The organism is Planctomyces sp. SH-PL14 (genome assembly GCF_001610835.1).
Lineage (GTDB): Bacteria > Planctomycetota > Planctomycetia > Planctomycetales > Planctomycetaceae > Planctomyces_A.
The window spans coordinates 2,591,811-2,606,111 of sequence record NZ_CP011270.1 but is presented as its reverse complement, the minus strand read 5'-3'; the positions used below and the strand labels follow the sequence as shown (position 1 = coordinate 2,606,111).

Here is a 14,301-nt window from a genome sequence, read left to right as displayed (position 1 = left end):
GAGATTTTCCGGGGACTGGACCATCCCGAACCGGTTTTTGGGCGGAACGTCCCGTGTCATGCTCGTCGTTGGCCGCCAGGGGGCTTCGAAGGGCAATGAGATGTGGATTCAACCGACGACTCCGGAAGGACCGTCCGGACTCCGTTCGCTGTACTGGATCGCGTGCGGAGCCACGCTGCGGCTCTCGTCCGAGGACGAGCCCGGCTTTGCCGAAGTCTTGAGCGGGCTGTTTGTGCTGACGGACCGGAATGTCATCTCGGCCCGGATCGTCCAGGAGGAGTGCGGCCGCTACGCCGTCCTGGTGACGGGGAACCGTTTTGGATCGGCGCGGCTGTTTCTGGCGGGCTTCACGCGGGAAGGGAACGCGATCAGCCGGACGATTTTGTTTCGTGTGGTGCCGCAGGTCGGGATCGAATCCGCGTAGTGAGGTGCGTGACCATGGCGCTCGCCCGTTAGCAATGACGATCGCCCCCCGAAATCACAGGCCCATCCGGGGTCCAGGGGGTCACCCCTGGTGGGGAGTGCAGAGGGGCCTGTGTTGTTTCTTTGGCCCTTTGCCCCCGGAGGCCTGGCCGTCGAGAGATGTCTGAAGGAGGGCGTATCCAAACGCGGGCGCCGTGCCGTATGCCCCCACATCAACCCGCGGGGATTCCGGACCGAGCGGTGAGCCGTCGACGCCGGTTTCACAAAGGGGACGTCCGTTGTTCGCCACGGTTCCTCATGGAAGCGCCTCCGGCGGCAAGGGGGTGAGACCCTTGACCCCGACAGCGGATGCGCGGTGAGCTGGTTCACGACCTCCAGTTCGCCAAGGCCCGCTTCTCGTAGGCTTCGCGGGCCATCAGCGATGGCGCCGGGGCGAGCGGCCCGAAGATAAAGTCGAGTTTATCTCGCAATCACGGCCAGCTCAGGACCTTCGTCGATCCTTCTCCCGTATCGGACGCGGAACGACAGAGCACCGGGCTCTCTCGACCGCGTCCTCCTCCGCGCCGCGATCCGCGGCGGCGGACCAACACGGGAGATTCGATCATGAAACCTTTCCTCACCTGGACAGCCGCGCTGGCCCTTTCCGGAACCGCTCTGCTGGCCGACACCGTTCCGACCGGACAGCCCCTGACGACGATCCTGGCGAACGTCGAGAAGGGAGGATACCGGGACGTGACGGAAGTCTCCGTCGACGATGGCGAGTGGGAAGTGGAAGCCCTTCGCGACGGTCAGCCGGTCGGCCTGCGGATCGTCCCCGCGACCGGCGAGATCCGCAGCGTCCACGCCGATGAGCCGCACCCCGCTCTCCCCAAGGAGGCCCTCTCGCTCCCCGAGATCCTCAAGAAGCTCGAGGCCGCCGGATACACGCAGGTCTCCAAGCTGGAACTGGAACCGGCGGGCTGGGAGGTGGAGTGCTGGAAGGGAGGCTCCGAACGGGACCTGCTCATCGACGTGCGGACGGGACAGGTCCTTTCGGATCGGGCGGACGACTGATGAGCTCCTCTCGGATGAGCGGCCCCGTCGCCTGCGGCGCGCGGCCCGTGCCACGTGCCCCTCCTCGCGGGCGGCGATTGCCCGCGGGAATTTTCCCGCTACAACTGGTCGCCGATCGGGGCCCTGAAGTATCGGGATGGAGAAGGCATGTCGAACGGATTCGGATGGCGATGTCTCGGGATGGGAGTCCTGGCGGCGGTTGTCGGCTGCTCGCGCCCCGAGGAGCCGGCCCCGGCCGCGCCGACGGCGTCCGTTGCCCAGCCAAAGGGGCTGGCGGTTGACGATGCGCTCGTTCAGTTTTCGCTGATCTCGGCGCTCGCTTCGGGGGACTACTCGGACGGGGCGCCGCTGTCTCAGGTGCTGGCCGGTGGAGACTTCGGGATCGGGACGTTCGACCGTCTCGACGGTGAGCTGATCGTCCTCGAGGGGAAGATCTATCAGGCGCTGGCGGATGGCGCGGTCCGGTCGGCCGATCTGGGCGGATCGACGCCGTTTGCGGCAGTCACGTTCTTCAACGAGGACGGGCGGATCGAGAACCTGACGGCGGCAACGCTCGAAGACCTCGACGCGCAGCTCGACCGGCAGTTGCCGCGGGCGAACTCACCGTATGCGATCCGGATCGACGCCGATCTGCGGGAGCTGACGCTACGGAGCGTCCCGGCGCAGGTGCCGCCGTTCCCGCCGCTCGTGGAGGTCGTGAAGCAGCAGTCCACGTGGAAGCGGAACAATGTCCGCGGGACGTTGATCGGGTTCCGGTGTCCGACCTGGGTCGGGACGCTGAACGTGTCGGGGTATCACTGGCACTTCCTGAGCGAGGACCGCAAGTTCGGCGGCCACGTGCTGGGGTGCGAGTTCCGGGACGGGCTGGCCCGGTATGACGAGTGTGAGTCGGTGCTGATTCAGATCCCGCGGTCGAAGGGTTTTGACGCATTCCGGCCGGACGAGATCAAGAAGCAGGACATCAACGTGATCGAGCGGCAGCGAACGCAGACAGAGCGCCCGTAAGAACCACGTTCTGGCCGACACAGCGTTGCCACGTCAAACCCAACGTGCGACGGCAGCCGGGGTCAAGGGGGCAACCCCTTGCCGCCGGAGGCGCTTCAATGAGGAACCGTGGCAAACACCGGACGTCCGTTTTGTGGGACCGGCGTTGAGGACTCCACGCTCGCTTCGCATTCCCCGCGGGTTGGTGAGGGGGCCTCCGACGCGGCGTCCGCGCTTGGACACGCTCTCCTTCAGACATCTCTCGACGAGACGGCCTCCGGCGGGCAAAGGGGCGTTGCCCCCTTGCATCCCCCACCAGGGTGCCCCTGGACCCGGTCGGAGGCGACTCTGGGTTTGCACCGATGCCCCCAGGGCTTCACATGCCCCGCAGCCTACAGCGAAGATTTCGCCTCCGTCTCTCGAATCGCCCGCGAGAGCGCCAGGTAAGCACGCGTCGAAGTGAGCGCCTGTCGACGCAGCTCCTCCGGCGGATCCTCGTCCTCGACCATGTGTTCAAGGAGTTCGAGCTGGTCGCGGTAGATCTTGCTCTTCATCCGCACATAGTCACTGACCGTGCCGCTGCGGAGATACATCCCGACAAGGAGCCGGCGGTTCCAGCTCTGACAGAGCGGGATCCAGTGCTCCGCATGCGCGGCGTGCCGCGTCATGGCGCCGTCCATCGCCTCGGAGTTGGCGAGCCGTAGCTCCTCGATCGACTCGGAAGCCGAGGGGTAGTAAGCGAAGCAGCCCATGACGCTGAAGGCGACGATGACCGCCAGCGACGCGACCGCCAGGACGGGACCGGGAAGCACGATGTCCCATCGGCCCGCCGGCAATGTCGCTTCGTCGCGAGGCCGGGCCAGCCAGGCTTCGACCCGCTGGGAGGGGTCGAAGATCCGCAGCGCGGCGCCGCCGATCGCCAGAACGAGGAGCGCCGCGGCGCCGATGATCTCGTGCGGCTGGGTCTCGCGACGCAGCTTCAAGGCGATCTCGGCGGGGTAGCCGTTCGGCGGCGGAAAGCCGGGGAGGAACGGCTGGCAATAGGTGTCGAAGGCATGGGTGTGATCCGCCGGTTCGATCTCCCGCGGGTAGAGCGGCCGTTCGATCCCGTACGAGAAGGCGATCACGAACCCCAGCATCAAACCGAACCAGATCGCCGTCTTCTTCCAGCCGTAGTTCCAGCCCATCCAGGCAACGAGGCCGAGGTTCATCCCCGCTCCGAACGTGAGCAGGATGAAGGCGGCGCCGATCGAGTTGCCGTGCTGGAACATCGAGCCGAGTTGTCCCATCGCCATCATCGGCGTGGCGTAGGCCGGGAGGGCGATGACCGTCATGAGGAGCGGGGACCAGGGGTTGTCGTGGGCCATCGTCCGCTGCAGGCTGCCCGCCGGAAGGAAGAGGCTGAGCAGGCCCGCCCCCAGAAGCCCGACCCCGATCAGCACGGCCGAGATCCCGACGGACTCCCGCATCATCACCAGCAGGACGGCCGCCACGCGGCGGATGCCGTGCGGCGTGGCCCGCGGTTCCTCGGCTTGGACTTCGGTGTTCGGGAACCACCGGTCAAAGAGACCGCCGCAGACCATGACGACGACGAGCGAGCAGAGGGCGAAGGCGAGGATCGTCTCGGGCTTCGACAGCGTCAGACCATAGAGGAGCGACATCGGGTCGAACAGCGGCGACGACAGCGCGAAGGCGAAGATCGTCCCGACCGCGATCCCACTCAGCCGCATCTGCTTGACGATCGGAATCACGCCGAGCGAGCAGCCCGGCAGGAGCATGCCGATCACCCACGACTGCGCGAGCGAGGTCAAGGTATTCGACCCGAACATCCGCCGCGTGGCGGCGTGCCCCATCAGGCGGTGGAGGACGCCGGTGATGATGAGGCCGGTCAGGATGAAAGGGGCCGCCTGGAGCGCGGACTGCGTGGTCCTGAGCACGACGCCCCAGAAGAGACGGTCCATGGGAGTTTCCGTTCGGGACGAGGGGAGTGGCGAACACCCTGGTTCCGCAATCTCAGCGTTCGCCGGGCTGGGACGAGGAGGAGCCACAGATGGACACAGAGGAACACGGATCAGAGAGCGAGGCTTACCGCCTCACTCCGATGAGGTCCGCCGACCGTAGATCGTTTCTGTCGCCAGGGAGGCGACGCGGTCGAGTTGATCGAGAAGCGTTTGTCGTCGTGAGTTTTCCTCGGGCCGCGCGGCGGTGGCCGGTCGTTCCCGATCATGGATCGCTTCGAGTTCCGTCGAGATCCGCTGGACCTCCTCCCATTCCGGGCGGTTGAGGTTCGATTCTCCGGCGATCTCGGGAAGCCACCGCAGGATGTCCCCCAGCTCAGTCCACCGGGTCGGCTGTTCCGAAGGCGAAACGGTCCGGACAGCGGACCAGCGGGACCGGATCTCGGCCGCCGTCGAGGGCAGGTCCGGGGGCCGGTGCTCCGGGATGTGATGCGCGGCGTGATCCTCTTCCGCCGCAGTCGATGAGCAGCCGGAAAGCAGACCGAGACAGAGTGCCGACAGCAGAACGATCGGGACGATCGGCCGCTTCGCGCGTTCCGGTTCGTATCTGGTATTCGTCGTCATGTCCGCCCTCGCGGAGTCTGAGCATCGGGGACTGGGATCGAGTCGAGGATCTCGCGAATCGTCGTCTCGGGATGGCTGTGCTCGACTCCGAGGCGGACTCCCAGGACCGGCAGCGCGGTCTCCTGGAGATCGTCCGGCGTGACAAAGGAGCGGTCGTTCAGGAACGCGCGGGCCTGGGCGACCCGTTGCCAGACGAGCAGCCCCCGCGGACTGACCCCGAGCGTCACCTGCGGATGCCGCCGCGAGGCCTGGCCGATCGCGAGCAGGTACTCCTGGACCCGCGGATCGACATAGAGACCGGCCACTTCGCGATGGAGCCCGCGAAGCACGTTCTCGCCGAAGAGCGGGTCTTCGTCGTCGGTCTCGTCCGCCCCGGCGACAAGGGCCTGCTGCAGCATCCCGAGCTCGTCCTGCGGATCGGGGTAACCGATGCTGAGCTTCATGGCGAAGCGGTCGAGCTGCGCCTCTGGAAGCGGATAGGTTCCGTGCTGATCGATCGGGTTCTGCGTGGCGATGACGAAGAACTCCGCCGAGAGCCGATGCCGGACGGTGTCGATCGTCACCTGCCGTTCGGCCATCGCCTCAAGGAGGGCACTCTGCGTCCGCGGCGTGGCGCGGTTGATTTCGTCGGTCAGCAGGACGTCGGAGAAGACCGGCCCCGGACGGAACTCGAACTGCTGCGACTGCTGGTTGAAGAGACTGAATCCGGTCACGTCCCCCGGCAGAAGGTCCGGCGTGCACTGGATCCGCGCAAACCGGCCGCCGATCGCCGCCGCGAGCCCTTTGGCGAGCGTCGTCTTGCCGAGGCCCGGCTTGTCTTCGAGCAGGACGTGCCCGCGTGCCAGGAGACAGGCCAGAACCTGTTCGATGACGTCGCTCTTGCCGCGGAGAATCCGGTTCAGCCGCGCTCGCAGGGCGCGGACGGACTCCTGCGCCAAGGAGGTCGCGGCGGGACGGTCCCGCGTGTCGGGGCGGCGGGGGAGTTGTGTGGCTGTCACCGTCTAAAACCTCTCACAAGACTTCCGTGGTTCGATGGGGGCCGGTCGGGCTCGTTGGTCGGGGACGCGGACCGGACTGCCCGCGAAACCAGCTCTGGGAAAGAGTGCGGGCGACCCGTCCGCTCGCTTCCCGGAGCTCGTCCGAAACCGGACCGAGCCCCCCGCGGCAATAGACCGCTTCGTCGATTCCCCGCTGGAGGAGCCGCAGCTCGGCCGAGATCTCCGGAGCCCGTCGCGACAGATTTTCGATCAGCCATCGGCTCGCGGTCGCACCGGTCGGACGGGCAAAACCAGTCCGAGCGCCGCGGCGCTCGATCAAATGAAGCGTCGCCAGCAGGTGTGCTGCTGCGTCACGTCGGGGCGCGAGTCGCCACCGGAGCGTATCGAGCCGGTCCGCGAGTCCCTGTCGGTTCCAGAAGGCTCCAACGAGCAGCAGCGCAACGGCCGCCAGAGGAACCGCGTTGCGAACGGCCACTCCCGCGACACGGCTCGCGGCCGCCTGGGCCTGTTGCCAGAGCGACGGCGGCGGGGCGAGAACTTCATAGCCGGGGGCGGCCTCCACGGTCAGCCAGTCGCCGCCGGCGACGTTGACCTCCGCCCAGACATGGGCGTCCTCCGCCAGCACGGGGGTGTGGCGGGCATCGGCGTCGTAGTGGGCCGGATTGGCGTAGAAACCGCTGACGAGACGCGTTGAGTAGCCGAGCGAGCGAAGGAGCAACGCGGCGGCGGTCGCGAACTGATAGTCCGGCCCGCAACGGCTGTGGAACAGGAAGTCGTGGACGGGGCTGAGGGCGTCTTCGGAGGGCCGCGCCGCGGGATCGAGCCGGTACTCCGTCTTCAATCGGTCCTGGATCCGTGCGACCTGCGACCAGCCCCGCGGGATCCCCTTGGTCCAGGCCTCGGCCAGTGCCGCGATCGCCTCGGGCTCCGCCGCGGCGGGGATATTGCGAAAGACGGGGCCGACCACCGAATAGCAGGAGAGCTCGCTGCCGATCCGGTCGGCCGCCACGGTCCGCGACGCGAGATGGATCGGGACGAGCGATGGAAGCTTCTTGCGGTCGAGACGGATCAGTCCGTCCGGTCCCGGGCAGTACATGTCGGCCCGGTCGACCTGGCCGATGTGGATGCCGTGCGTGTGGAGCGGGGCCGGGATGACGTTCGCATCGAGGCGGACCACCTTGATCGCATGGCTCTCGGCGGGACCAAGGTAAGTTCGAACCTCCGAGCGATCGGCGAGGGCGAGCCAGGGCTCGCCGGAGAGCGTCGTGATCTGCAGCGGCGGACTGGTTCTGGCCTCCTCCTGCGGATACCACGTGACACCGTCGAACAGGTCGTAGGGCTGGAGCCGCAGGTGAAGCGGAACCCGTCCGGCGACGTGAAACAGGGCGTCGCTGGCAATGCTGCGGGCGGTCGCGGCGGCCTGCTCCGTTGAGGCCGGGCGACGCTGCGTCGAGAACTCGCGGTTCGCCTTCTCGACCCGCGACTGGAGATGTGACTTCAGTTTGGCGGCCAGTTCCGGCGGGAGACCGACTGCCCGGTCCTGTTCGCGGGGCCGTTTGACCTCTTCCTCGTAGGTGTCGTCGAAGACGTCGTACAGGCTCGGCTCGTGATCGGAGACGAACGGGGCGTCGTCGATCGGGGCAAAGCTCTGGATCCGCTCGCTCCCGGCGACGAGTTGATCTCCATCCCCGACGCCATCACGGCTGAAACGATCGTGCCGGCCGGTCCCGCCCGAACTGGAGAGGAATCCCGCCAACGAAGACCGGACCGGAGATGACCCACCGGAGAGCAGCAGGATCCCCAGCACCGCGAAACCGACCGCCGCCACGACTCCCCACCGCGGCCGTGTCCGCGTCTGCTGTGTTCGCAGCCGCTGCTCGACGTCGGTCCAGTGGGACGCCACGAGCCAGGCGACCGCGCCGAGGGCGAAGAGCCCCACGAGAAAGCGGAGCGCAATATCCGAGCCGTGGAGCGCGCTGAACAGGACGAGAAAGAGCGACAGCGAGATCGTCAGCGAATGGAACCGCCGCCACGGACTGAGCAGCGCCAAACCCAGGATGACGTTCCGGAGAACGCGCATCGTCAGGAGCTCGAACGGAAGTCCGCCTCCCAGGAACTGGCGGCGGATCGGCTCCCAGGCGAGCGGCAGCAGACCGAGGAGCACCAGCAGCGGAGAGGCCATCGGCGGCACAGCCCAGCGGCGGGACCGCCGCCGCAACGCCCAGCCCCCCAAGGCGATCGCGATCCCCTGCCCCGCCAGGATCGCGGCGTGTCGCCCCTGAAATAATCCATCCGCTTCGACGATGGCGAAGGTCGTGATCGCAACCGCTGCCAGCAGCGCGACGAGGACCTGCAGCGGAAGCGAGGCCCGGTCGTCGTCTTCGGACCTGGAAGGCTTCGTCACGCGGACGGAAGGGTGCCGCACCGCCACGACCGGGAGAGGGGCGACAGGCAGACGAGGTGAATCAGGCGACATGGCACGACCTCCGCCATCGGCCCGGAAGCACCTCGTCAAGCGGTTCGTTGGCCGAAAGGTCCAGCCACGAATGGCAGTCGCACCCGGCGACCGGGTGGCCGTGCTGGTGGCGGCAGTCGCCCCCATGAACCAGGACGTACCGCTCCTGCGATCCGCCGTGGCGATGGGCGAGATGCCGGGCGAAGGCGCAGTCGGTCGTGATCGTCATGCTCGTCACGAGCCGCGTGCGGCGGTCGAGGGCGCACGGCGCACCGTGCGGCAAGTGATCCGCGATCCCGGAGACCGGCACGCGGGCGAGGGCGTCGAGGGCACGGCGGAGATCATTCGCCGCCGCCCCGACGAGGAACGTCTCGCTTCCGACGACCACCTCGACCAGGGCGTGCTGGCGATGCAGCCCCTCCAGGATGCTGGCCGCTGTCGACAGGAGGGATTCCAAAGTGGCGCGGCCCGTGTTTCCTGTGTGAGAGGGAGCCGAGGCGTCGACGATCAGCCGCATAGCGCAGGCCGCGGGGGCCTGCCGCTCGGTTACGATCAGTCGTCCGTATCGCGCCGTCTGCCGCCAGTGGACCCGCCGCAGCGCGTCTCCTTCCCGGAACGGCCGGGTTCCCAGGATGTCCCCGGCGTCGCCGATCCGCCGGTCGGCGAACCGCTCTTCGCGGGTCTGGATCTCGGCGGCGTCGGGCATGCCGTCGAGCCGGACGCTGGCGGGCCACACGAGCAACTCTCCTCGAACGTTCACCGGCGCGAAGCAGTGCAGCAGGCCAAACGGAAACCCGGTGTCGACCTGGGGAGCCTCGAACGGGAATGTCCCGCGCCGCTCCGGCCGGAAGTCCCACTGGTACTCCGCCCGGGACCAGCCGCCGACCCGGGCGAGCGCGATCCCCTGCGTCGCCGCCGTGCCGTCGACGAATCCCCGCCGGAGCGACAATCCCCACACCGGCCAGGGGCGACGGTTCTCGATCCGGAGGAGGACCGGCACGACTTCCCCTGGACGGGCCCGGTTCCGCCCGAATTCGACTTCGCAGCGAAGTCCCGCCACCGCGATCCGGGGCCAGATCGCTCCGAGGAGGCCAACCGTGGCCAGGAGTCCGAAGACCGCGAAGGCCCTGGAATTCACCAGGAGACCGCAGGCCAGAGCGATGACCGCCGCGACGCCGAGGCAGGCGAGCGGATGCTTCATCCAATGGACCCACCGGTTCGCATCGGGACAGAAGTCCGTGTGCAGGGCGTGGTGGACCCGGCTGAGCAGGCGTCCGAGCGAAGCCATCGCTTCCGTCTCCGGCGAATCGGAACGACGTGTTCCGCTTTTGCCACGATACACCACGTGCACACCGTGTGCAACAACATCACTAAAGCATAAGGCCCATGTTTACACGTTCTTCAAAGACGGAGTTCGACAACAGCGTTCCAGCGCCCGCAGCCAAGTTTCCGAAACGCCCTTGACGATTGGCCACATCTGTAGTCAACTGTCGCTACAGTTGTGGCCATCTCCATTCTGACCAGGAAACCTCGCGATGTCCCGCGGCCTGCAGATCTCGGATGCGGAGTGGGACGTCATGGAGCGCGTCTGGGCCGACGGCCCGTGCGCGGCGGGGGACGTCATCAAGTCGCTCCGTGAGACGCACGACTGGAACCACAGCACGATCCGCACGCTCCTGGCGCGGCTCGTCGAAAAGGGGGCTCTGGCTTACGACGTCGACGGGGCCCGATACATCTACCGGGCCGCGGTCTCCCGCGCGGACTGCGTCCGCCGCGAAGGACGTTCGTTCCTGGAGAAGGCGTTCGGCGGCGACGTCGCGGCGCTCCTGGCCCACTTCGTCGAAGATGCGTCGCTCGACCGCGACCAGGTCGAACAGCTCCGTCAGCTGCTCGCGCAGAAAAGGACTCCCCGGGGGAAACGGCCATGACCGTGCTCTTCGAAACGTTGGGACCGGCGATCGGACGGGCCTCCTGGCAGGGGGCGGCACTGGCGCTCCTCGTGGGACTGCTGCTCTGGGGAGCAGGCGACCGGCTGGCGCCGCGATGGCGGTTTCTGCTGTGGGGAGTCGTTCTCCTGCGGCTGGTCTGCGTGGTGACACCGGGGAGTCCCTGGAGCCCGTTCAACCTCGTCGGGACGACGGCGGCGACGGGTTCCCATCTCGAGCTCCAGACGAACAGGGCTCCATCGATTCTGCTCCCGCCCGGCTCTCCTGTCTCGACCGAACGTCCCCTGCGGCCGACAGAATTGCCCGCAGGGGACGTTGACATCCCCACGACGCTGCGGGCAGACGCTCCTGTGGTGAGTCAGAGTGCGACCTCCACTCCTTACGTCGGCCGCTCGGGGATCTCGATGTGGTCCCCCATGAGTTGGACCACCCCCCTCTCCCTCACAAGAGTTCTGTCGCTCGTCTGGCTGGCAGGCTGCGTGGTCCTCTCCGGAAAACTCCTCGCGGCGGCGGTCCTGCTGCGACGGCGGCTTTCGGCTTGCCGGCCCGTCACGGACGCGCGGCTTCTGGGTCTTCTGGAAGCGTGCGGAAGACGGCTCGGGGTTCGCCGTCTTCCTCCACTGCTGGTCACTCCCGTCGAGATCAGCCCCTACATCGTCGGCACGTGGAACCCGAGAATCGTTCTTCCCGAGTCGCTCATCACCGAAGCCTCGAACGCGCGGCTTCGGCATGTCCTGGCGCATGAGCTGGCGCACCTCGTCCGCGGCGACCTGTGGACGAACTGGCTGCTCCTCGCCGCCCGGACCGTGCACTGGTTCAACCCGGCGGCGTGGTGGGTGGTCCGGGAGATGCAGTCCGAGCGGGAGGCGGCCTGCGACGAACTGGCGTTCACGGCGCTCGAGGAAACCGATCGATCGGCCTATGCAGCCACGATCGTCGAGCTGGCGGCGAGCCTGACCCCCTCGGTCCTCGCGCCGGGCCTGATCGGTCTGTTCTCTTCGAATGCCAGGCTCAAAGCCCGCGTCGTGCGGCTGGTCCGGTCCCCGTCGGTGACGCCGGTCGGCGGACCGATCGCGGCCGGGCTGCTCCTCGGTATCGCCCTGCTGGGACTGACCGACGCCATGCCGGCAGCCCGCGCCCAACAGCCCAAACCGGCGGCCTCATCGGCCGACGCCTCGTCGACTCCCGCTGAGCCCGACGCGCCGGCAAAAAGCAACACACTGACCGAAGCCGGAACGCACACGGAAGCAGGCCGCTGTGTCGATCAAGTCGACAGAACTTCGCTCGCGGGGATCACGATGAGGCTCTATCGCGCGAGCGGGCGCGGTTCGCCGATCGAGGAGGTCGCCAGTACGGTCACAGACGCTCAGGGGCGGTATAAGTTCACGGGCTTGGCCCCCCGCCGTCGGGAGGATCACTTCGACTATCTCGACTATGTCGTGATGGGCTTCTCGGACGACCGGCCGATCGGGCGGAGCTTCCGCCACATCCTGCGAAACGAGGAGCTCGTCGAGGTCTGGATGGCGCGCGAGAAGTCGACGATTGGCGGGAAAGTGGTCGATGCCGAAGGGCGGCCGATCGCCGGTGCGCAGGTCATACCCTACTCCCTGGATGGACGGCCCATCCCCGGATTGCCCATCCGGACCACATTTGACAAAGGGGAGCTCGCGGGGCGATTCCACTTTGACGACATCCCCGTCTACAAGGCTCAGGACGGCTCACCCTGGTCTCAGTCGCTGCTCGTGCTCCACCCCGACCATCCTCCGACGACCGTCACAGTGAAGGGGCTACCGGCGGAACTCGTCGTCACGCTGCCGACCGCCTGCCTCGCCACAGGAACCGTGATCGACGAGGTGACCGGCAAGCCCGCGGCGGGGGCGCTGGTGACGATGCGGCGGCTCGATGCCTGGGGACTCGAGACCGCATCAACGGACAACGCGGGCCGCTACCGTCTGCCGGTTGCGGAGGGGCGATACAACATCTACACCCAGGCGAAGGATCGAGTATCGATCGCACTCACCGAACGCGAGTGCCAGGCGGGGCAGACGATCGAAGTGCCGCTGACGCTCATCGAGGGGGGCTTCATCTCCGGACGGGTCCTCAACACGGCGACCGGGGCACCGGTCACAAAGACTGACCGCGGCGACGCGATTGCTCTGGGGCTGATGGGGCCGTCCCAGCCGGATGGACGGGCGATCCACCCGGCGCGGCTGGCGCTCGTCGACGAGGCGGGCCGTTTCACCCTCCGCGCCGCGCCCGGTGAGAACTTCCCTTATCTGGTCAACACCCGCGGTGACCGGATGGCCTGGGACACCCAGAAACAGCCGGCAATCGTCGTGAAGGCGGGGGAGACAACCTCGTACGACATGCTCGTCACGCCGCCGGTCCCCGAGGAGGAAAAGCTCAAGGAGGCGCAGAAGATCGTCGACGCGCTTCCCAAAACGCCGGCCGAGCGTGCGGCGCGGATCTTCGTGGAGTTCCGCAAGCTGCGGCACACGGTCGACGAGTGCGAGCTGTGGTGCCTCCTGATGCGTGAGCTGGTGGCGATCGGCCCGAAGGCGGTGCCCTGGATCTGTGACGAACTGGATCAGCCCCAGGAGGACCGTGCGATACGGCGGCTGGCATTCGCCCTGCGGGCCATTGGCGATCCTCGGGCAGTCCCCGCGCTGATCCGGGCCATCCCTCGGACACTCCTCCCCCCCAGCAGCGACTACGGTCTCCTCGTCGCCGACAACGAGCTCACCGAGTTCATGCAGAAGCACGACCTGGATAAGGGGAGCCGGGGACACCACTTCAATTTCGGCAGGCCGGTACGGGAGGTGTTCGGCACGCTCCACGCGCTCACGAAGCAGGACTTCGACGATCTCGAGGTCTCCGGCATCCACCGCAGCGAAGACCCGCGGCGGCAGGCGCTGCAGCGGCGGCTGTTCCAGCGGCAGGCGACCCGCTGGCAGACGTGGTGGGAAGCGAACTGGCGGACCTTCACGGAGGACGAGGCCTACCGGTCGTGCCGCGTGGAGATGGAGGATACGGTTCTCCCTCCGCCGCTCGATCCGGCTGCGCTCGGAAAGACGGCCCGCGTCGTCGGCGAAGGGAGCGGGTATGTCGCGTCCCCGGCGATCGAGACGGGGAACTATGCGTGGCACTTCTATGATCTCGACACCGGCTACCACCGGAGATGGCCGGCGGAGTTTCCCGCGGCGGAGGCGGCCCTGGATTCCCGTCAGTTGGCGGACTGGGCGGCGGAGAACGGGATCGACCTGATGTGCGTCACGCACCGCGCCGCGGATGGGACGGAGACGTTCGTGCTGCGGGGGCTGGGGATGACGGTGCAGGAGATCACGTCGCGCGACGCCCGGAACCTGGAACGGTCCGTCGCGGCCGGTGCTCTGCCGAAGGGGCGTCCTGTCGAGGAGCTGCTGATGCACTACGACGAGAGTGCGAAACGTCTCGTACCGAATGCGGACGGCGCGTTCCTGTTTACGACGCGCGAAGGGAGCGTGGGGCTGATTCAAACGACGGACCGCGTGACGAAGACCGCGGATCTCACGGGTTCGTTCGGGGCTCCGGCGGGGGTCGGCTTTCACAAGGGGGTCCGCTTCGACCTCAAGGCGATCATGCCGTAAGCGACGCGTGGCCGATGTCACTATCTCACTGGGTCCAGGGGCACCCTGGTGGGGGATGCAAGGGGGCAACGCCCTCCTTGCCCGCCGGAGGCCTGGCCGTCGAGAGATGTCTGAATGAGGGCGTGTCCAAGCGCGGACAGCGTGCCGGATGCCCCCTCACTAACTTGCTGGGATCCCACAGCGACCGGCGAGTTCTCATCGCCGGTTCCACAAAGCGGACGTCCGTTGTGTCCC

The 14,301-nt window shown here is 67.4% G+C and carries 10 protein-coding genes; 5 read left to right on the top strand and 5 right to left on the bottom strand.

Annotated features, from left to right (window positions below; translation table 11 throughout):
- Positions 1–100 precede the first annotated feature (100 nt).
- The 3 genes from VT03_RS10320 to budA all read left to right on the top strand — a co-directional run bounded on the left by VT03_RS10320 (position 101) and on the right by budA (position 2,481).
- Positions 101–424, top strand: a complete 324-nt coding sequence (locus tag VT03_RS10320) for a hypothetical protein (protein ID WP_156514392.1) — start codon at positions 101–103, stop codon at positions 422–424.
- 602 nt (positions 425–1,026) lie between these two features.
- Positions 1,027–1,476, top strand: a complete 450-nt coding sequence (locus VT03_RS10315) for a PepSY domain-containing protein (RefSeq protein WP_075092909.1) — start codon at positions 1,027–1,029, stop codon at positions 1,474–1,476.
- Positions 1,477–1,623: 147 nt separating this feature from the next.
- Positions 1,624–2,481 carry an acetolactate decarboxylase gene (budA, locus tag VT03_RS10310; RefSeq protein ID WP_156514391.1) on the top strand — a complete coding sequence of 286 codons (858 nt, stop codon included), beginning with the start codon at positions 1,624–1,626 and terminating at the stop codon, positions 2,479–2,481.
- A 371-nt stretch (positions 2,482–2,852) separates the two neighbouring features.
- Here the strand turns inward: budA and VT03_RS10305 are convergent, their stop codons facing one another.
- From VT03_RS10305 to VT03_RS10285, 5 genes are all read right to left on the bottom strand, one after another.
- Positions 2,853–4,421 carry a permease gene (locus VT03_RS10305; protein WP_075092907.1) on the bottom strand — a complete coding sequence of 523 codons (1,569 nt, stop codon included), beginning with the start codon at positions 4,419–4,421 and terminating at the stop codon, positions 2,853–2,855.
- Between the two features lie 132 nt (positions 4,422–4,553).
- Positions 4,554–5,042: a hypothetical protein gene (locus tag VT03_RS10300; RefSeq protein ID WP_075092906.1), complete on the bottom strand. Its 489-nt coding sequence runs from the start codon at positions 5,040–5,042 to the stop codon at positions 4,554–4,556.
- Entirely contained in the window at positions 5,039–6,040 is a 1,002-nt protein-coding gene (locus VT03_RS10295; protein ID WP_197489282.1) for an AAA family ATPase, read from the bottom strand. The genes VT03_RS10300 and VT03_RS10295 overlap by 4 nt, the downstream gene beginning before the upstream one ends.
- A gap of 13 nt (positions 6,041–6,053) precedes the next feature.
- On the bottom strand, positions 6,054–8,516 hold the full coding sequence (locus VT03_RS10290; protein WP_197489281.1) for a transglutaminase-like domain-containing protein: 2,463 nt from the start codon (positions 8,514–8,516) through the stop codon (positions 6,054–6,056).
- Positions 8,506–9,783: a DUF58 domain-containing protein gene (locus tag VT03_RS10285; RefSeq protein ID WP_075092903.1), complete on the bottom strand. Its 1,278-nt coding sequence runs from the start codon at positions 9,781–9,783 to the stop codon at positions 8,506–8,508. The genes VT03_RS10290 and VT03_RS10285 overlap by 11 nt, the downstream gene beginning before the upstream one ends.
- Positions 9,784–10,030: 247 nt before the next feature.
- Here VT03_RS10285 and VT03_RS10280 point away from each other — a divergent pair, with 247 nt between their 5' ends.
- Positions 10,031–10,423, top strand: a complete 393-nt coding sequence (locus VT03_RS10280; RefSeq protein WP_075092902.1) for a BlaI/MecI/CopY family transcriptional regulator — start codon at positions 10,031–10,033, stop codon at positions 10,421–10,423.
- On the top strand, positions 10,420–14,067 hold the full coding sequence (locus tag VT03_RS10275; RefSeq protein ID WP_075092901.1) for a M56 family metallopeptidase: 3,648 nt from the start codon (positions 10,420–10,422) through the stop codon (positions 14,065–14,067). Before VT03_RS10280 ends, VT03_RS10275 begins: the two co-directional genes overlap by 4 nt.
- The last annotated feature ends 234 nt before the right edge of the window (positions 14,068–14,301 follow it).